Annotated in this window: 18 protein-coding genes and 1 pseudogene; 8 read left to right on the top strand and 11 right to left on the bottom strand. The window is 61.4% G+C overall.

Translation table 11 applies throughout. The features are described 5' to 3' along the window. Positions 1-93 precede the first annotated feature (93 nt). Together J9885_RS01255 and J9885_RS01250 are read left to right on the top strand one after the other, a co-directional pair. The gene (locus J9885_RS01255) at positions 94-1,143 is read left to right on the top strand and encodes an oxidoreductase (protein ID WP_210547836.1); all 1,050 of its coding nucleotides are present in this window, start codon (positions 94-96) and stop codon (positions 1,141-1,143) included. 305 nt (positions 1,144-1,448) lie between these two features. Continuing rightward, on the top strand, positions 1,449-1,694 hold the full coding sequence (locus tag J9885_RS01250) for a hypothetical protein (RefSeq protein ID WP_043764213.1): 246 nt from the start codon (positions 1,449-1,451) through the stop codon (positions 1,692-1,694). A gap of 76 nt (positions 1,695-1,770) precedes the next feature. Here J9885_RS01250 and J9885_RS01245 read toward each other — a convergent pair whose 3' ends face one another. Beyond that, positions 1,771-2,226, bottom strand: a complete 456-nt coding sequence (locus J9885_RS01245) for an NfeD family protein (RefSeq protein WP_210547835.1) — start codon at positions 2,224-2,226, stop codon at positions 1,771-1,773. Then, complete coding sequence (locus J9885_RS01240) at positions 2,223-3,143, bottom strand: SPFH domain-containing protein (protein WP_134694684.1); 921 nt, start codon at positions 3,141-3,143, stop codon at positions 2,223-2,225. Before J9885_RS01240 ends, J9885_RS01245 begins: the two co-directional genes overlap by 4 nt. Positions 3,144-3,338: 195 nt before the next feature. On the opposite strand from J9885_RS01240, the gene cysG reads away from it, so the two are divergent. The 5 genes from cysG to cysC all read left to right on the top strand — a co-directional run bounded on the left by cysG (position 3,339) and on the right by cysC (position 9,651). Beyond that, on the top strand, positions 3,339-4,763 hold the full coding sequence (gene cysG / locus J9885_RS01235) for a siroheme synthase CysG (RefSeq protein WP_210547834.1): 1,425 nt from the start codon (positions 3,339-3,341) through the stop codon (positions 4,761-4,763). Positions 4,764-4,866: 103 nt separating this feature from the next. After that, positions 4,867-5,775, top strand: coding sequence for a sulfate adenylyltransferase subunit CysD (cysD, locus tag J9885_RS01230; protein ID WP_210547833.1), 909 nt, complete (start codon positions 4,867-4,869; stop codon positions 5,773-5,775). A 24-nt stretch (positions 5,776-5,799) separates the two neighbouring features. Beyond that, the gene (cysN, locus tag J9885_RS01225) at positions 5,800-7,227 is read left to right on the top strand and encodes a sulfate adenylyltransferase subunit CysN (protein WP_210547832.1); all 1,428 of its coding nucleotides are present in this window, start codon (positions 5,800-5,802) and stop codon (positions 7,225-7,227) included. A 4-nt stretch (positions 7,228-7,231) separates the two neighbouring features. Then, positions 7,232-8,956 (top strand): SLC13 family permease, encoded by a 1,725-nt coding sequence (locus J9885_RS01220; protein WP_210547831.1) that lies wholly within the window; start codon positions 7,232-7,234, stop codon positions 8,954-8,956. Positions 8,957-9,057: 101 nt separating this feature from the next. Further along, positions 9,058-9,651 carry an adenylyl-sulfate kinase gene (gene cysC, locus J9885_RS01215; protein ID WP_210547830.1) on the top strand — a complete coding sequence of 198 codons (594 nt, stop codon included), beginning with the start codon at positions 9,058-9,060 and terminating at the stop codon, positions 9,649-9,651. 331 nt (positions 9,652-9,982) lie between these two features. Here cysC and J9885_RS01210 read toward each other — a convergent pair whose 3' ends face one another. Both J9885_RS01210 and J9885_RS01205 read right to left on the bottom strand, forming a co-directional pair. Continuing rightward, a complete protein-coding gene (locus J9885_RS01210; protein WP_210547829.1) occupies positions 9,983-10,306 on the bottom strand; it encodes a hypothetical protein in 324 nt (107 codons plus the stop codon). A 284-nt stretch (positions 10,307-10,590) separates the two neighbouring features. After that, on the bottom strand, positions 10,591-10,998 hold the full coding sequence (locus J9885_RS01205) for a hypothetical protein (RefSeq protein WP_210547828.1): 408 nt from the start codon (positions 10,996-10,998) through the stop codon (positions 10,591-10,593). A gap of 221 nt (positions 10,999-11,219) precedes the next feature. On the opposite strand from J9885_RS01205, the pseudogene J9885_RS01200 reads away from it, so the two are divergent. Beyond that, a pseudogene (locus tag J9885_RS01200) lies at positions 11,220-11,376 on the top strand (adenylyl-sulfate kinase); the annotation flags it as partial. A 371-nt stretch (positions 11,377-11,747) separates the two neighbouring features. Here the strand turns inward: J9885_RS01200 and J9885_RS01195 are convergent. The 7 genes from J9885_RS01195 to J9885_RS01165 all read right to left on the bottom strand — a co-directional run bounded on the left by J9885_RS01195 (position 11,748) and on the right by J9885_RS01165 (position 19,001). After that, a complete protein-coding gene (locus J9885_RS01195; RefSeq protein ID WP_042864969.1) occupies positions 11,748-12,095 on the bottom strand; it encodes a hypothetical protein in 348 nt (115 codons plus the stop codon). An 878-nt stretch (positions 12,096-12,973) separates the two neighbouring features. After that, positions 12,974-14,632, bottom strand: a complete 1,659-nt coding sequence (locus J9885_RS01190) for a PAS domain-containing methyl-accepting chemotaxis protein (RefSeq protein ID WP_210547827.1) — start codon at positions 14,630-14,632, stop codon at positions 12,974-12,976. Between the two features lie 236 nt (positions 14,633-14,868). Beyond that, positions 14,869-15,711: a TIGR03899 family protein gene (locus tag J9885_RS01185; protein ID WP_210547826.1), complete on the bottom strand. Its 843-nt coding sequence runs from the start codon at positions 15,709-15,711 to the stop codon at positions 14,869-14,871. A 119-nt stretch (positions 15,712-15,830) separates the two neighbouring features. Further along, on the bottom strand, positions 15,831-16,304 hold the full coding sequence (locus J9885_RS01180; RefSeq protein WP_210547825.1) for a DUF3299 domain-containing protein: 474 nt from the start codon (positions 16,302-16,304) through the stop codon (positions 15,831-15,833). A gap of 112 nt (positions 16,305-16,416) precedes the next feature. Further along, a complete protein-coding gene (locus J9885_RS01175) occupies positions 16,417-17,664 on the bottom strand; it encodes an ABC transporter permease (protein ID WP_210547824.1) in 1,248 nt (415 codons plus the stop codon). A 55-nt stretch (positions 17,665-17,719) separates the two neighbouring features. Continuing rightward, complete coding sequence (locus J9885_RS01170; protein ID WP_210547823.1) at positions 17,720-18,406, bottom strand: ABC transporter ATP-binding protein; 687 nt, start codon at positions 18,404-18,406, stop codon at positions 17,720-17,722. A gap of 4 nt (positions 18,407-18,410) precedes the next feature. Further along, the gene (locus J9885_RS01165) at positions 18,411-19,001 is read right to left on the bottom strand and encodes a DUF2796 domain-containing protein (RefSeq protein ID WP_210547822.1); all 591 of its coding nucleotides are present in this window, start codon (positions 18,999-19,001) and stop codon (positions 18,411-18,413) included. Between the last annotated feature and the right edge of the window lies 1 nt (position 19,002).

Raw genomic sequence — 19,002 nt, 5'->3', positions numbered from 1 at the left:
ATGAGCACACTCAGGGGGCCTTGAGCCCCCTTCTCTTTATGCAGGCGATGGCTCGCCTGCTCCCCATGACATGCTACCCGTGGAGACAACCGCATGAGCCACACAATCAACGCCGCCCTGGTGGGCTATGGCTTCGCAGGGCAGACCTTTCACGCCCCCTTTCTGACTACCACCCCCGGTCTCGCCCTGCGTTGGGTGGTGAGCCGGGATGCCGCCAAGGTGCAGGCCGAGTTGCCCGGTTGCCTCGTCGGTTCCCTTGACGAGGTGCTGGCGGACGAGACCGTGGATCTGGTGGTGATCGCCACGCCGAACGACACCCATGCTCCCATCGCACGCCAGGCTCTGCTGGCGGGCAAGCACGTGGTGATCGACAAGCCGTTCGCTCTGGATCTGGCAGAGGCCGAGGCGCTGGTGGTGCTGGCCGAGGAGCAGCAGCGCCTGCTCAGCATCTTCCACAACCGGCGCTGGGACGGGGACTTTCTCACCGTGCGCCGCCTGCTGGCGGAGGGGGCGCTGGGACAGGTAGCCCAGTTCGAATCCCATTTCGACCGTTATCGCCCCGAAGTGCGCCAGCGCTGGCGCGAGGCGGGTGGCCCGGGCTCCGGCCTCTGGTTCGATCTCGGCCCCCATATCCTGGATCAGTCCCTGCAACTGTTCGGCCAGCCTGACTGGATCCAGGCCGATCTCGCCCGGCAGCGCCCGGGGGCACTGAGCGATGACTACTTCCACGTGGTGCTGGGCTACGGCGAGAAACGGGTCATTCTGCACGGCAGCTGTCTGGTCTCGGCCACCATGCCGCGTTTTGTCATCCACGGCAGCGAAGGATCCTTCATCAAGTTCGGCATGGACGTGCAGGAAGAGCAGCTCAAGCAGGGCAAGCGCCCTCCGGCGGCGGACTGGGGTGCGGATCCGCAGCCCGGCCAGCTCAGCCGGATCCGGGACGGCGAGCTTGTGCAGCAGACCCTGGCCGGTGAGGCGGGGGACTACGGCGCCTACTACCGCGCGGTCTGTGTCGCCATCAAGGGAGAAGGGGCCAACCCTGTGCCTGCCCCCGAGGCGCTGGCGGTGATGGCACTGCTGGATCTGGCCAGGGAGAGTGACAGCCAGGGGCGGCGTCTTCCTTGTCAGAAGCTGTCTGATTGAGGCGATTTAACGGCTCGACGGGCGAAAGGTAAAATGACAATTTTTGAGCATCATTCGACTCTAATTTGGTGTTTTGTTGTGTCGCCTTGCGAGTTTGTGGGTGCTTTATATTAATATTTGTCGTTAAAGTAGTTTCTCTTATCAAGGCAACGAGAAAATATCATTGTGATACGCGTTTTCATCGGGCGCGTATGGAGATATATTTCGCGCGCCTTCGGGCTCATGCCGGTGGTTTTTCTGCCGGGAGCCGGGGCGCTGTGATGGTCATTCACACCATCTCTCCATCTTTTTTTGAGGGTATGCACATGAACAAAGTACTGGTAGCCGGTATCCTGGGTCTGATGTTGACCGCCTGTGGTCAGAAAGAAGAAGCCGCCGCGCCGGCCGCTACTCCGGCTGCAGAAGTTGCTGCCACTGTTGAGAACGCCGCTAGCGAAGCGTCTGCTACCGTCGAGAAGGCTGCTTCCGAAGCGACCGCTACTGTCGAGAAGGCTGCTGCTGACGTAGCCGAGAAGGCTGAAGCCGCAGTGAGCGATGCCAAGGCCAACTAAGCCAGCACCTCATTGAAAAACGGGCCCGGCGCGAGAGCGCCGGGCCCGTTTTTTTATGGCCGGGAGGCGGGCCCGCTCAGGGCAGCGGTTCCACCAGCAGAATATGGGAGTCATGCCCCGTCACCCTGACCCTGGTGCCCGCAGGGAGCGGCTGACCGCAGCGCACCGTCCAGACGGTGTCATCCAGATGGACCCGGCTCATGTCCTGGCTGACGTCATCCAGCAGGGTCAGCTCCCGTCCCAGATAACTCTGCATCCGCTCGTTGATGGGGGCGGCGGCATCCTGCCCGGAGCGATCCCGGCGGTGCTGCCAGCGCCACCAGGCCCAGGTGGTGATCAGGGACTGCACCGCAAACAGCAGCAGCTGCGCCTGCCAGCCGAAGGGCCAGACCAGCAGCAGGAGCCCCACCTCCAGGGCGGCGATGCCGGTCCAGAGCAGAAAGCCCACGGACCCCAGCACCTCGATGGCGAGCAGCACGAAGCCGAGCCCCAGCCAGTGCCAGTGGGTCAGCCCCTCGAACAGGGCTGTCATGATTTGCCGCCCTTGCCATCCTTGAACAGCTCGGCCATGCCGGCCACGGCGCCGATCAGGCTACCCGCCTCCAGCGGCATCATCACCACCTTGCTGTTGGGGCCTTCACCGATGCGGGCCAGCGCCTCGGTGTATTTCTGGGCCACGAAGTAGTTGATGGCCTGCAGATCCCCTTCGGCGATGGCTTTTGACACCATGTGGGTCGCCTTGGCTTCCGCCTCGGCGGCCCGCTCCCGCGCTTCGGCGGCGAGGAAGGCGGCCTGACGCTCGCCCTCGGCCTTGAGGATCTGGGACTGCTTCTCCCCCTCCGCTTTCAGGATCTTGGACTGGCGCACCCCTTCGGCCTCCAGTACCTCGGCCCGTTTCTGGCGTTCGGCCTTCATCTGGGCATTCATGGCTTCGACCAGTGCCAGCGGTGGACGTACATCCTTGATCTCGATCCGGGTCACCTTGATGCCCCAGGGGGCGGTGGCGGCATCCATGGTGCGCAGCAGCTTCTCGTTGATGGTGTCGCGCTGGGAGAGCATTTCGTCCAGCTCCATGGCACCGAGCACGGTCCGCATGTTGGTCATGGTCAGGTTGCGGATGGCGCTGGTGAGATCGTTGACTTCATAGCCCGCCTTGCGGGCATCCACCACCTGCACGAAGCTGATGGCGTCTATGGTGACGTTGGCGTTGTCCCGGGAAATCACCTCCTGGGCCGGGATGTCCAGCACCTGCTCCATCATGATGATCTTGTGGCCGATGCGGTCGATGTAGGGGATCAGCAGGTTGAGGCCCGGCGAGAGGGTGCGGGTGTAGCGGCCGAAGCGCTCAACGGTCCAGTTGAAACCCTGTGGCACTATCTTGATGCCTGCGCTCAGGGTGGCGAGTACCAGGAATATGAAGATCCCCAATACAATCAATGACTCATTCATGATTAAGCTCCTTATGAAACACTTTCACTAGCCTAGGGTCTGGCGCCATCCACCACAAGGGATTCATATCCCTTTGCCGCAATACGGTTTTACTAATTACCAAAACGCATTAAAGAGCATTTTTTATTATTTTGAGGGATAAGCGCTCCTGCCTATAGTCGCCCCAGATGTCGCGATGCCGAGGAGTGGGCCCTGATGGATTATTTACCTATGTTTGCCAGGTTGGAAGGCCGCCCGGTACTGCTGGTGGGCGGGGGCGAGGTTGCCCTGCGCAAGGCGCGCCTGCTGCTGGCGGCAGGTGCCCGCCTGACCCTGGTCTCCCCCGATCTCGACCCCGGCTTCCACGAATTTGCCGGCCGCTTCACCCATCTGGCCGAGCGCTTCGCGCCTGCCCATCTGGCGGGCCAGATCCTGGTGGTGGCCGCCACCGACGATCTCGCGGTCAACGCCCTGGTCTATCAGAGCGCCACCGAGCGCGGCCTCTTCGTGAACCTGGTGGACGACCCCGAGCACTCCAGCTTTATCTTCCCCTCCATCATCGATCGCAGCCCCATCGTGGTGGCCGTCTCCAGCGGTGGCAAGGCCCCCGTGCTGGTGCGCCTGTTGCGTGAGCGGCTCGAGAGCCTGCTGCCCCGCCACCTCGGCGGCCTGGCCGAGCTCTCCGGTCGGGTGCGCAGCCGGGCCAAGCAGGTGCTGGCCTCCCTCTCCGATCGCCGCCGTTTCTGGGAGCGCGCCTTTGCCTCCAACACCCTGGCCGGCCTGATTGAGAAAGCCGATTGGCAAGGGGCCGAGAGCTGGCTGAACAAGGGGCTGGACAAGGCCCGGACCGAGGTGGGCGAGGTGGTGCTGGTAGGGGCGGGCCCAGGGGATCCTGGCCTCCTGACCCTCAAGGCGCTGCAACAGATCCAACAGGCCGAGGTGGTGCTCTATGACCAGCTGGTCTCCGCCGAGATCCTGGACCTGGTGCGCCGCGATGCGACCCTGGTGTCGGTCGGCAAGAAGGCGGGTGCCCACAGCGTGCCCCAGGAAGAGACCAACCGCCTGCTGGTGGAATACGCCAGGGCGGGCAACCGGGTGGTGCGGCTCAAGGGAGGGGATCCCTTCATGTTCGGCCGTGGCGGCGAGGAGCTGGAAGTGCTGGCAGACGAAGGCATCCCCTTCTCCGTGGTGCCCGGCATCACGGCGGCCGCCGGTGCCACCGCCTATGCGGGCATTCCGCTCACTCACCGCGACCATGCCCAGAGCGCCGTCTTCATCACCGGTCACTGCCAGAAGGAGGGCAAGGAGCCGGACTGGCAGCAGCTCGCCGCCACCAACCAGACCCTGGTTATCTACATGGGGCTGATGCGCTCCGAGCATATCCAGCAGCAACTGGTGAACCATGGCCGAAGCGCCGCCACCCCCATCGCCATCATAGAGCGGGGCACCATGGCCCGTCAGCGCGTGCTGACCGGCACCCTGGCTGATCTGGCCGAACTGGCCACCCAGGCGGTGAGCCCCTCCCTTATCGTCATCGGCGAGGTGGTTTCCCTGCGCAAACGGCTGGCCTGGTTTGGCGAGAGGGCGCAGGAGCAGGGGGCCGAGAGCGGCCACGAGCTCAAGCTGGTGAGCCTGGCCTGAGGCCGAGACACGAATCGATTTGACGATGCTGCCCAGGCGGCACCGAACTGAACCCAGACCGCGCCCCGACCAGGCGCGAGCGCAATGAACCGAGGACCCAGACATGGACCGTGAAAGATTGACCCATCTGCAGCAACTGGAAGCCGAGAGCATCCACATCATCCGCGAGGTGGCTGCCGAATTTGAAAACCCGGTGATGATGTACTCCATCGGCAAGGACTCCTCCGTCATGCTGCACCTGGCCCGCAAGGCCTTCTATCCGGGCAAGATCCCCTTCCCGCTGCTGCACGTGGACACCAACTGGAAGTTCAAGGAGATGATCAAGTTCCGCGACGAGACCGCCAGGAAGTACGGACTGGATCTCATCGTGCACAAGAACCCGGACGGTCTGGCCATGGACATCAACCCCTTCGTCCACGGCAGCAGCAAGCACACCGACATCATGAAGACCGAGGGGCTCAAGCAGGCGCTCAACAAATACGGCTTCGATGCCGCCTTCGGCGGTGCCCGCCGCGACGAGGAGAAGTCCCGTGCCAAGGAGCGGGTCTACTCCTTCCGCGACAAGTCCCACCGCTGGGATCCCAAGAACCAGCGCCCCGAGCTGTGGCGCGTCTACAACAGCCAGGTCAACAAGGGTGAGAGCATCCGGGTCTTCCCGCTCTCCAACTGGACCGAGCTGGACATCTGGCAATACATCTATCTCGAGAACATCGACATTGTGCCGCTCTATTTCGCGGCCATGCGCCCCGTGGTGGAGCGCGGCGGCATCAAGATCATGGTGGATGACGATCGCATGCCCATCGGCCCGGACGACGAAGTGAAACAGGAGCTGGTGCGCTTCCGTACCCTCGGCTGCTACCCGCTGACCGGGGCCATCGAGTCCAACGCCACCACCTTGCCGGAGATCATCGAAGAGATGCTGCTGACCACCTCGAGCGAGCGGCAAGGGCGGCTCATCGACCACGATCAGGCCGGCTCCATGGAGCAGAAGAAGCGTCAGGGCTATTTCTAAAAAAATGTTCTAAGGAATCGCATCATGAACAACCATATTCAGACCGCCATCAGCGAACAGGGCATCGAAGCCTACCTGCACGCCCAGCAACACAAGAGCCTGCTGCGCTTTCTCACCTGCGGCAGTGTGGACGACGGCAAGAGCACCCTCATCGGCCGCCTGCTGCACGACTCCCAGCAGATCTATGAAGATCAGCTCAAAGCGCTGGAGTCCGACAGCCAGAAGCTCGGCACCACCGGCGAGAAGCTCGACCTGGCGCTGCTGGTGGACGGCCTGCAGGCGGAGCGCGAGCAGGGCATCACCATCGACGTGGCCTACCGCTACTTCTCCACCGCGAAGCGCAAATTTATCATCTCGGACACCCCGGGCCACGAGCAGTACACCCGCAACATGGCCACCGGTGCCTCCACCTGCGATCTCGCCATCATCCTGATTGACGCCCGCAAGGGGGTGCTGGATCAGACCCGTCGCCACAGCTTTATCGCGAGCCTGCTCGGCATCAAGCAGTTCGTGGTGGCGGTGAACAAGATGGACCTGGTGGGGTTCAGCCAGGAGGTGTTCGAGCGCATCAGCGCCGAGTATCGCGAGTTCGCCAAGAAGCTCAGCGTCGACACCATCCACATCGTGCCGGTCTCGGCCCTGGACGGTGACAACGTGGTCAACCAAAGCGACAAGCTGGCCTGGTACGAGGGCGAAACCCTGCTCTCATTGCTGGAGTCTGCCGAGGTGGAGCGCGAGCTGGAGCGTCACCCGGTGCGCCTGCCGGTGCAGTATGTGAACCGCCCGAACCTCGATTTTCGCGGCTTCGCGGGCACGCTCGCCTCCGGCATCCTGCGGGTCGGCGACCGCCTCGCTGTGCTGCCGTCCGGCAAGGAGAGCACGGTGACCCGCATCGTCACCTTCGACGGGGATCTGGAGTATGCCCTGCCGGGTCAGGCCATCACGGTCACCTTCGCGGACGAGATCGACATCAGCCGGGGCGACCTGCTGGTGGATGCGGCGAAAAAGCCCCAGGTGACCCAGAACGTGCTGGCTCACATCGTCTGGATGGGGGAAGAGTCCCTGCAGCCGGGCCGGGTCTATGACGTCAAGCTGGCCACCAAGAAGAGCCGCGGCCAGGTGGAGGCCATCCGCCACCGCATCGAGATCAACAAGCTGGACGAGCTGCCGGCCTCCGAGCTCAAGCTCAACGAGATCGGCCTGTGCGAATTCAGCCTGACCGATCCGGTGGCATTCGATACCTACCAGGAGATCCGCGATACCGGCAGCTTCATCCTGATCGACCGGCTGACCAACGTCACCGTGGGCGCGGGCATGATAGTGGAAGGGCTGGCGGCCAAGGCCGTGGCAGGGCAATACAGCGAGTTCGAAATCGAGCTCAACGCCCTGGTGCGCAAGCACTTCCCCCACTGGCAGGCGCTGACCATCAGCAACGACGCAAGCAAGGAATAAGCCCATGACCTGGCAACAATCCCTGGTGCTGGGTCTGCTGGCTGCCCTCGTCGCCCTGCTGATCCAGGGCCGACTCCGCCCGGCGCTGCTCTTCTCGGGCGCCGTGCTCATCACCTACCTGAGCGGCCTGGCGGACATCAACGCCGTGGTGGCGGGCTACACCAACAGTGCCCTGCTGACCCTGGTGCTGCTGCTGCTGGTGTCGCTCGCGGTGGAGAAGACCCGGGTCATGAGCTGGTTCGCCAACCTGGTGGGCACCGGCTCCTTCAACAAGGTGCTGGTGAAGGTGTGGTTCTCCACCGCCTTCCTGTCGGCGTTCGTCAACAACACCGCCGTGGTGGCCTCCATGCTGGGGGCGGTCAAGCGCAACCCCAACCATGCGCCCTCCCGGCTGCTGCTGCCCATGTGCTTCGCGGCGACCTTTGGCGGCGTGCTGACCCTGATCGGCACCTCCACCAACCTCATCGTCAACAGCTTCCTCATCAAGATGGGGGCCAAGCCGCTCGGCATGTTCGACTTCTTCATGGTGGGGGCGGGCACCCTGCTGACCGGCCTGGTCGCCGTGCTGCTGTTTGCCCGCCACCTGCCGGAGCAGGACACCGAGATGAGCCGCGAATCCGGCTATTTTCTCGAGGCCAAGGTGGGCCCCGGCTCCCCCATGGCCGGGCGCAGCGTCAAGGAGAACGGCCTGCGCAGCCTGAAAAGCCTCTATCTCGCCGAGATTATCCGCGGCGATCAGGTGATCTGCCCGGTGCAGCCGGAGCACGAGTTGCACGAGGGGGACATGCTGCTGTTTTGCGGCGACGTGGAGAGCGTCGGCGTGCTGCAGGAGCTCAAGGGGCTGGATCTCTACGGCCAGCACCGGCTCAACGGCCAGCACCTGGTAGAGGTGATCGTCAGCCACAGCTCGCGCCTGGTGGGTCAGACCATCAAGGATGCCGAGTTTCGTACCCACTTCGATGCGGTGGTGCTGGCGGTGCGCCGGGGCGAGACCCAGCTCACCGGCGGCCTCGGTCAGATTGAACTACACGCAGGGGACACCTTGCTGCTGGCCCCCGGCCCCAAGTTTGCCGGCAACAAGTCCCTCTCCCGGGAATTCGTGGTGGTGAGCGGGCTGGAGGCCTCCACCCGGCTCGATGGCAAGCGCAGCGCCGCCGTGGTGCTCGGTTTCCTCGGGGTGCTGGCGCTGTCGGTGTTCGAGCTGGTGCCGCTCTTCAAGGGGCTGCTGGTGATGCTGGTGGTCTTGCTGTTTACCCGCATCCTGACCCTGGACGAGATCCGCCGCCGCTTTCCGCTGGATATCTGGCTGGTTGTGGGCGGGGCGCTCGCCATCGCCGATCAGCTGGAGCAGAGCGGCCTGGCCAAGCTCATCGCCGACTGGCTGATGGGGGAGTTCAACGGTGCCAGCCCCTTCGTCGCCTTTATCGGCATCTACCTGTTCACCCTGGTGTTGACGGAGCTGATGAGCAACAACGCCGCGGCGGCCCTGGCCTTCCCCATGGGATACCAGCTGGCGCTCAGCATGGATGTTTCCACCATGCCGTTCATTCTGGCGGTGCTGTTCGGGGCGAGTTCCAGTTTTATTTTGCCCTACGGCTACCAGACCAATCTGATGGTCTATGCGGCGGGCAACTACAAGATGCCGGACTACCTCAAGCTGGCCCTTCCGGTCTCCCTGGCGTACAGCATCGGGGTGATCGTCATGGTGCCCCTGCTGTTTCCGTTTTAAGGGCTGATATCGGGGCCATGTTAAGGTCGCTAAGGCCGCTTATGTTAAGGCAGAAAGCCAAGGCGCTGGCGTAAAGGCGTGAGCGTCACAAGGAGTGTTAAATGAGCAATATCGTGTGGCACGACCATGCCGTGGGCAAAGAGCGTAGGGCCGAATTGAAAGGGCAAAAGCCGCTGGTGATCTGGTTCACCGGGCTGTCGGGGGCGGGCAAGTCCACCCTGGCGGGAGCCTTGGAGCAGGCACTGGCTGCGGAAGGCAAGCACACCTATCTGCTGGATGGGGACAATGTGCGTCACGGCCTCTGTGGCGATCTGGGCTTCGATGACGCCGCCCGTCAGGAGAACATCCGCCGGGTTGGCGAGGTGGCAAAACTGATGGTGGATGCGGGCCTGATCGTGCTCACCGCCTTTATCTCGCCATTCCGCGCCGAGCGGGATCTGGTGCGCAATCTCGTGGGTGAAGGGGAGTTTGTCGAGGTGTTCGTAGATGCCCCCCTGAGCCTGTGCGAAGAGCGCGATCCCAAGGGGCTCTACAAGAAGGCGCGAGCGGGGGAAATTCGCAACTTCACCGGTATCGATTCAGCCTATGAGGCACCGGAAAGCCCTGAGATCCACCTGCTTAACGCCGGCAAGCCTGTGGCAGCGCTGGTGGATGAGCTGCTGACTGCGCTAAGGCTGCGGGGGCTTATTGACTGATGTCGATTGTCTGCGTTGAGTGTTGATAAACAAGGGGGTGTTTGCCCCCTTGTCTATTGCTGGCTGAACTTAGGCGCAATAAACATGAAAATAAATGATTCCCTCCGCAGATTAGCTCTATATTGTCGAGCACCTCTAATTCCCCCTGATACAGTTCTGACAGTGTTATTTAAAGGGATTACATTTACTTTCCGTCTCTCGAAACTCCTGTCTCACGACAGTGCATTGTTTCCTCGGCGCAGGTGGTCCAGGAAAAGCAAATCTGTCTGTGACCGAGATGAGTACTTACCAAACTGTATGCCAGATTGTTGCGTTCAGACGGTGGCGGAAATTAGATTTTTTTTATTTTCTTTGTGATTTCACATGATATTTTGGCCATTTCAAGAATGAACTCATCCTCAAGTTTATCATCTATAAACAAGGGCTTGATATTATCAAGCTTCCTCCATGCCTCATGCTGATAGATGAAGTTAAGGTAATTTTTAAGTAAAACTTGGTTGGTCGTTCTTCTTGATAACTGTTTTTTTAGCGAGTCAATGGTGAGCTTTGATTTATATGAGTGATGCTTATCATACTCCCTGACAAAATCATTAAGGCTCCAGCCTATTCTAGATATCTCATTTTTAATTGTTGCTGCAAAATCATCTGGTTGCATCTTTGTCTCCAAATGTCCCCCACATCATCATTAGTGTTGACATGTCCAGCCTGACTCTGGACATGTGAACTTATATAGGGAGTGATGAGATATGGCAAAAGGTAGCACTTCACATTCAGGTAATGCAGGTAATACTGGTAAGGGGGGAAGTAGTCGAGGCCCTTCTTCACACACCGGAACAGGTGGTAACTGGCCGTCGACGACAGGTAATCCCTCAGGAGGAGGAAGAGGAAACGCACCTTCAAAAAGTGGAAAATAACTCTAGATAAGAAAAGGCGGTGAAGCTAGCCTTCCCGCCTCATACACTCATTAGAGTTTTTTCGAAATGCTGATAAAAAGCTTTCTTTATCAGCCTTGTATCTAATGTATGAAATCTCATTCATAGTGTCTTGCATTGCACATAAACAAACATTCCTTCTATCAATATAGATATTTTTACTTACCAGCTCTGGATTTGAGTTGGCACATGCATCAACAATAGAATACTCGACGTGCATTGGATATCGATTATCAAACAAAACAAAATCAGCCACTTGTCCACTCACAAGGCCAATAACTAATATAGCACCGCCTGACATAATAGGTTTTTTAGAAGTGCTTCCTGTTAATTCTTCTTGGCAATGGCCACATTTAACTTTTGCTTTTAGATGTAAATTATTTTTTTTAAAACATTTCGGACATTCAATTATCATACTTGTTCCATGTATTGGTGGCGTATCAATATAGGGCTCTAAGAATTCTCTTTCTGATAGGCTTTCCCTTTACCTTGTATCAGCTAATTGGAGGTAAAAATATAGTGCTACCTATGTGACTAAGGAGGGCCCGAAAAATCAGAGAAACCCACCAACTTGACTAATGGGTTTATCGAGGAGAATGTCGATGCACTGCTCGCCGCTATCCCAAGGCCCCTACAAGAAGGCGTGGGGGCAAAATCCGCAATTTCACCGGTATCGACTCCGCCTATGAGGCGCCGGAGAATCCAGACATCCACTTACTTAACGCCGGTAAGCCGATGGAGGCCTGTGGTGGAGGAGTTGCTGGCTGCTCTAAGGCTGGGGAACTACCTGTAGCTGCTCAGTTGCGCCGTCTTACATGAGTTGTGGCGTCTGAAGGCGGAGTTATCCCGGCAACCGGGTAGTCACTCTGGCTGCAAGCCGTAAGCAGCAAATAGAGCGCAGATGGGGGTCGCTACAAGCATTTGTGTGCTGGCAGCAGCCACTATAAGAAAAATTGGGTCATCAGCGGAAAACCCATAAATTCACTTATAGTGGCAGCGGCGAGCCTTGCGCCACCTCAAGGAGGCCGATATCAGCCCCGCAAGGGGGGCCCGATCCTTGCTTATATCGTTGCGGGGTTATTCGCGATTGTCCGAATACGCTGCGCTATTCGAACCTACGGGCTAGCCTGGCTTTTATTGGTACTCACGCCTTGTTATCAGCGATTAACCACCAAATTCACGGCTAATAATTTGTGTGGGGACAACATTTTCTGGTAAGTCACTCGACATTTTTTGAGCAAGTTCACCAGCCAAACCAAACGCGTTGTCAATGGGGTCGACCTTCATTCCGCTTTCGACAGCCAACTCCAAAAACTTCTTGCCAATCTCATTGCAAGTATCAACCCAGTTTTTGGGCAGCTCCCCCATGGTGAGCTTGGGTTGACAGACCAGTTGAAATGTATTCTTTCCTTCTTGTATTTGAAATGCCACATCAACAAATTCACTTTTATATGGGTTGGCTAACGCACTTGAACTAAGTAAAAACACAGCACCAATAGAGGATTTTTTCATGACACGTCCTTGTGAATAGTAATGCCCATCAAGGGGCTGATAACATACGACCGCTAAACTCTGCGGCAACAAAAATAACCATTTAGGTCAATGGGACTGAAAACACCGAGCGATGAAAGTTTCTTTTTACCCATCGATTGTGCATCCGTTTCGTGACCAGGTTCCCTCTGGCTTTTGACCTCATTGCCAATCAATATACTCTTGAGGTGGTCGTTCAATATCGATCATGTGTGCAGCAGAAAATAGAATTTCAACGCCAAAACCGAGAGGGACATCAACCTCATCAGGAGCAATACAACGTGGCTGGAAGTCCAGTCTGACTTTGGTTGCATCACCTATTTTTAGTTACCGTTCGACCCCATCCATCTTTATCCCACTCTGGTTCATGTGACCATGCTTGTCTGTTGGGCGTCGCTGCGCTCTGTACCAACTGGCAAAAAACACGCTACCGCCCCTGAATTCCAGCCTCCAGCCTGCTGCGCTTTCCCTGCGGTGTGGCTCTGGTCTGGCTCATGGCTGACTCCGACGAGAGGGTTTCCAAACGACCATGTTACCGAACGGGGCCGGGTAGGGAAGGGGAAATTGGTCGTTTCTCGGGCAAGATCAATAAATTGAGTGACATGGTGGGGTGATGGGGCGTCCCCGCGCCCAGGGTGCATGGGAATGGGGCGGTTGCTATCTGGAGTGAGAATCTGGTCGGGCATTGATGGGGGGCCGACGTGCTCGGTGATGCGCCCCTCGACCCTGCGAGGGCGCTATGCCATGGCCGGTGCGACAGGGCGCTGGGACAGGGGCTGCTGTCGGCGCTATCAGGGGGACATTCGCGCAAGGGGCCCGGTATCTGGCGATGCCGGGCCCCTTTGTCTTCTGGGCTCTTGTCAGCGGGCGGCGAGGGCCGCGGGGGCTTTTATGGTCAGCTCGGGGCCGCTGGCAGGGGAGGGCGGGGCCGGGTGTGGCTGGAACTGGCGCACCAGTCGCTCCAGCTCGCCGAGTTGGCGCACCAGCTGGACTATGCCCTGCACAGCGTGGCGGCTGCCCTGGCTGGAGTCGTCCGCCAGGGTCTTGATGCTGAGCACGCTGCGGTCTATGTCGGCCGTGACCTGGGATTGCTCCTGCACCGCCTGGGCGATCTGGTTGCTGCCGGCGGCCACCTGCAGCAGGCGATCGCTGATCTGTTGCAGCACGTCACCGGTGGCGGCGGCCTTGAGGCGGCAGCTGGCGGAGAGCTTCTCCCCTTGCGCCATGGCCTGCTCCGCATCCCCGGCACTGGCTTGCAAGAGGCTTATCATCTTCTGGATCTCGCCGGTGGAGGACTGGGTCTTGATGGCCAAGGATCTGATCTCGTCCGCCACCACCGAGAAGCCGCGGCCCGCCTCGCCGGCCCGGGCCGCCTCGATGGCGGCGTTGAGGGCCAGCAGGTTGGTCTGGTTGGCGATGTTGTTGATGACGTCCAGGATGCCGTCGATGGCCCGGCACTGGCCGGCCAGGGCCTCGATCACGGCGCGGGAGGTGATGAGCTCGCCGTGCATCCCCTCCACCTCTTCGATGGTGGCCTGCACGCTGCGATTGCCCTCCCGGAACAGGTCGGCGGTCTCGTCCAGCCGGTCGGAGGCGGCGGTCGAGCTGTGGGAGACCTCGCGGATGGACTCTGCCATCTGGGTGATGGCTGTCGCCACCTGGCTGGTCTGGGCCTGTTGCTGCTGCAGGTTGCCCGTGATGGTCTCGGCGTTATGCAGATCCGTCTGGGCGGATGTCAGGATCTGCTGGCAGGTCTGCTGGGTGCGGGCCAGCACCGCATTGAACTCCGCCTGGTTCATCTTCATGGCGAGCTCGACGGCGGCCAGGCGATCGACCCGGCCGGTGTAGAGCAGCTGCATCAAGGGATTGTCGAAGCGGCTGCGGGCCAGGCTGTCGAGTCGCGCGAGGCGGCGGGAGAGGACCTGGTTGATGACGAGCGCCAGCACCAGGGGCAGGGCGCCGAGGCCAAGGGGCCAGCCGATGCCCTGCTGGTAGCCGATGCCCTGCTGGTAGCCGAAGGCAAGCAGGGCCGCGAGGCCCAGCAGCAGGCAGAGGAGGATCCCCAGGGTGTGGGAGAAGGGGGGCAGGCGCAGTGCCAGGGGGGCCTTGCCCTCGCGCAGCGCGGCGTAGACGCGTTCTGCCCGCTGCTTGACCCCCTCGTCCGGCGCCGTGCGCACGGACTGGTACTCCACCACCTTGCCGCTCGCGTCCTGAATGGGGGTTACGAAGGCGTTGACCCAGTAGTGGTCCCCGTTCTTGCAGCGGTTCTTGACCGGGCCCATCCAGCTCTTCCTCTCTCGCAGGTGGGCCCACATGTCGGCGAAGGCCTGGGGCGGCATGTCGGGGTGGCGTACCAGGTTGTGCGGCGCGCCCTGCAGCTCCGCCAGGGTGAAGCCAGCTATCTGGCAGAACTCGTCGTTGGCATAGGTGATGCGACTATCCAGATCCGTGGTGGAGATGAGGTTCTGGTGCTCGGGGTAGAGGCGCTCACGCTGGGTAACGGGTTGGTTGATTCTCATGGCAGTGTCCGACTGTGACGAGGTGATGAGTCCCGTTGCAAGTCGTGCACCAGAGTGGCCGAAAACGCTCAAAAGGCGCTCAAGGCGAATAATGTTCGACCCAGGTCCGTAAAGAGCCAAAAGGGGCGGCAGGGTCTCGGTAGCGGCTTGAATCGATTCGCTTTTTGAGAGCCATTTTGGCAACGGCGGGGGCGGTTTCGCAATTTGGCAAGGGGCCGCCCCGGGTACCGAAGAGATCAGGCGGGCGTGTCGGCCGTGCTCGCGGGGATCTGGGTCTCGATCAGCAGGTGGGTGGAGAGCAGGGTCTTGAGATCCTGCAGGTACTCTTCGAGAGGCGGTTCCTCCAGCAAGAGGGCGAGCTCGTTGCCGATGGGGGTGAGCCGGTAGTAGAGCAGGGTGAGGTTGCTCTGGCGCAGGCGCAGGCGCCAGCGCTGGTTGCCGAAGGCCAGCTCGACGCCGTCGGCGGGCAGGGGACCGGATTCGAGTTCGCCACGGTGCAGCAGGCCGAGATCGCACAGCAACAGCAGGGCGCTGTAGGGCACCCGGTATTTGCCGAGCCCCATGCGGGTGACCTTGGCGCGGCTCAGCAGACCCGCCCCCTTGTGCATGCCGAGCAGCAGGCGCTGCTCGTCGCTCCCCTCGTAGTGGCAGGAGAGGGCGCAGATCCGCTGGAACAGCTGGGCCTCCCGCTGGGTCATCTCCTTGAGGGTATTGAGGGCACGGATGGAGAAGCGACCCGGGGTCGCCACCTCCAGGGCGAAGATCCGCCCCCACAGCTGCTGCATGGGCACCATGCTGATGTCTTCCGCCAGTTGCAGGAAGCGGGTCAGCCAGTCGCCGTCCATCTCGCCGCCGGCGGCCGTCTCTGCGCAGTGGCGGGTGGCCATCACCATGATGGCTTCCAGGTTGCGCTGGCGGGCGGCCAGCTCCGCCAGCTGGCGAAACTGGGCGCGCTGCTCGAAGGTGCTGTCGCTGTTGCGGGTGAGCATGCCATCGATGCCACGGCTGCGGGCCAGGCGCAGGGTCTGCTCCTGGCTGCTCAGGATGGAACTCTCTTTCTTGGGGGGCAGGTCAGCCATGCTGGCTCCGTGATGGCAGGGTCTGGTAGTGAATGTTACTCCAACCGGGCCCATGAACAATCCCCTTGGCGGGGCCGTCACGGCATAAAGAAATGGCCTCCCGGGGGAGGCCATAGGGGTCACTCTTCGTAGACGCTGACCTCGACCGCCTCCATGGAGTAGGAGGCGGTGGCCATCTCGTGGCTTGAGCTGACCGTGCGCATCTTGCCCTTGACCCAGATGGCGTCCCAGAGGTCATCCACCGGCGCTCCCTTGGGGTAGCTCACGTAGATCACCTGGTTGGTGGGGGGCGGCGGCACGTGGATGCAGGCGCCGAAGTAGGGCACCAGCAGGAAGGCGGTGACCGTCTTGGCATCCCCTTCCAGGGGCACCACGAAGCCCGGGATGCGCACCTCCTGCTGGTCGAGCTTCTTGTTGACGCCCCCCACAGGCTGGGGCACCGAGGCCAGGTTGCCGTCATGGCTCACCTGGGGCGGGGGCAGCAGCTTCTCCCCTTCCGGGATGAGCACATCCCAGTCGATGGTCTTGTAATCGGCTGCCATGGCGGGCAGTACCAGCAGGCTGGCCAGCAGCGCCACTATGTTCCACTTCATTTTCTGTCCTTTTCTGTTGGGTGAGGTCGCGCTCTAGACGCGGATGCCATCGCTCAGGCTGTAACGCAGAGTGGACGCGGGCGGCGGTCAGCCCCCGTCCACCTTGTCATCGTCATATCCGGATGCTCATGCCATCGCTCAGGCTGTAACGGTAGGCGCGGGCGGCGGGGAGCAGGCCGATGACCATGCCCGCCAGCCAGACCAGCCCCAGCAGTTGCCATTCGTAGGCACTCGGCAACCCCAGGCTCAATTGCAGGCCATAGTGGCTGAGCAGCCAGGGGGTGGCAAGCCCCTGGCCGAGATAGAGCGCGGCTACCCCGAGGGTGATGCCTGCGGCGGTGAGGGCCATGGCTTCCAGCGCCAGCAGCAGGAAGAGGTGGCCGGGGCCAGCCCCCAGGGAACGCAGGATGGCGAGCTCGCGGCGCCGCTCGTTGAGGCCGGCGAGCAGGGTGGTCAACATGCCGATGAGCCCCGCCACCACCACAAAGCCCGCGATGACCGAGAGAGCTGTCTCTGCCACGCTCATCAGCCCCCAGAGCTCCTGCAGGGCGGCCCCAGGCAGGATCGCCATCAGGGGCTCCTGCGGGTAGGTGTTGATGCCGCGTTGCAGCTGGAACGCCAATATCCGGTTGCTGAGGCCCACCATAAAGGCGGTGATGGTCTTGGGGGTCAGATCCTGCGCCAGCGCCTGCTCGGGGGTGACGTTCTTGCTGTGGCGGCCGGTGTCCCAGCCGAGGTGAATAGCCTCTATCCCCGCCAGCGGCACATGGATGGTGCGATCGATGGGAGTGCCGGTCGGCGCCAGTATCCCCACCACCTTGAACGGCAGGTTGTCGTGCTGGCTGAAGGAGGTGTTACCGGCGCCGTGGGCGATGACGATGGCTTGATCCAGCTTGTAGCCGAGCTTTTCGGCCACCTGGGCACCGAGCACCGCCTCGAACGGCGTCTCGAACGGCCGCCCCTCGCGCAGCTGCAGGGACTGCTGCTGGCCGTACTTCAGGTGGGTGAAGTAGTCCCCGTTGGTGCCGAGCACCCGGAATCCCTTGTGGGAGTCGCCAAGGGAGAGGGGAATGGTCCAGGCGATGCCGGGCCTGGCCTTGATGGCCTGATAGGCCTCCCACCCCACGTTGTTGGTGGGGTTGCCGATGCGAAACACCGAGTAGAGCAGCAGGTTCACCTGGCCGGAGCGGGCGCCGACGATGAGATCGGTGCCGGAGACGGTGTTGGCGAAGCTGTCGCGCGCCTGGCTGCGCACCCGCTCCACCCCGAGCAGCAGGGTGACGCTGATGGCGACCGCCAGCAGGGTGAGCCCGGCGGTGAGGCGGCGGGCCCAGAGGCTCTTGAGGGCGAGGGTCAGCATGCGCACCTCCGCGGCGAGGCGTGGCGGGGGAAGGCGGACAAACAGGTGCGGGTCATCATGCGGCCCTCCGGTTGAGCTGTTGCAGGTTCTCCACCCGTGGGAAGAGCGGCTCCAGATAAGGGTCGTGGCTCACGAAGACCAGGGTCGAGCCCTGCCGGTCGCACTCCTCGAACAACAGCTTGATGAAGGCGGCCCGGTTGTCGGTGTCGAGGGCCGAGGTGGGCTCGTCGGCGATCACCAGCGGCGGCGAGCCGATGAGGGCCCGGGCGGCGGCCACCCGCTGCTGCTGGCCGATGCTGAGGGCATGGACGGGTCTGTGCAGCGCATCCACCGGTAGTTGCAGTTCCCCCAGCAGGCGGCGGGCCTCCTGCTCCGGGCTCCCTTTCAGGCGAGCCCGCTTGGCGGGGGAGAAGGTGAGGGCTGCGGTCACGTTGTCCTGCACGGATAAAAACGGCAGCAGGTTGAACTGCTGGAAGATGTATCCCAGATTGGCCGCCCGGAACTGGTCGCGGGCACGGCCACAGAGCCGGGCCAGGGGCTGGCCCAGCACCTCCAGGGTGCCGTGGTCGGCGGTCTGGATCCCGGCCAGCAGGCCGAGCAGGGTGGACTTGCCACAGCCCGACGGCCCCTTGATGAAGACGCGCTCCCCCTCCTGGATACGAAGGGCGGGCAGATCGAGGACAGCCTCGTGACCCGGCCAGGCAAAGGCCAGATCGCGGATCTCAACCACGGCATTGTTCATGGCGTTACCAGCTCAGCTTGTTGGCGGACGGGGTGAGCTCGGCCGCAGTCTGGCCGGTGGGCAGTATGCCCTGCACGCTCAGCTTCTCCAGGCTCGGGTAGCGGCCAAACAGGGTGGCCTCCAGGCCGGTCAGCTTGGCCGGGGTCTCGCAGGTGTAGGTATACATGGCCCCGAGATCGGCATGACCGGCGTCATCGTGATGGTGGTCATCGTGATCGCTGGCAGCCTTGTCATGGTCATGGTCATGGTCATGGTCGTGATCGTGATCGTGATCTTCCTTGGGGACATTGAGCTCCTGCTGGGTCAGGGTGCAACCGGCGGCCGGGTCGAGGTGAAAGAGGGCGTCGGGCTGCTTGAGCAGGGTCATGGCCTCGGCATAGCGGGCCTTCTCCTCATCGCTCCTGGCGGCGTGTTCGAAACCCACCAGGTCGGCGGCGGGGGCCTGCAACTCGATCATCAGCTGCTTGCCGTCGAGCACCAGATTGAGGTGGCCGTGGCCGTGTTCGTGGGCACCGTGGCCGTGACTGTCGTGTTCATCGTGGTTAGCCTGGGCGCCAAAAGCGGCAGCGGCCAGCAACAGGGTGACTGCTTTCATC

Source organism: Aeromonas sp. SrichE-2G (genome assembly GCF_017939565.1).
GTDB lineage: Bacteria > Pseudomonadota > Gammaproteobacteria > Enterobacterales > Aeromonadaceae > Aeromonas > Aeromonas taiwanensis.
The sequence above is the reverse complement of the archived record's forward strand: the minus strand, read 5'-3'. Positions and strand labels throughout refer to the sequence as shown.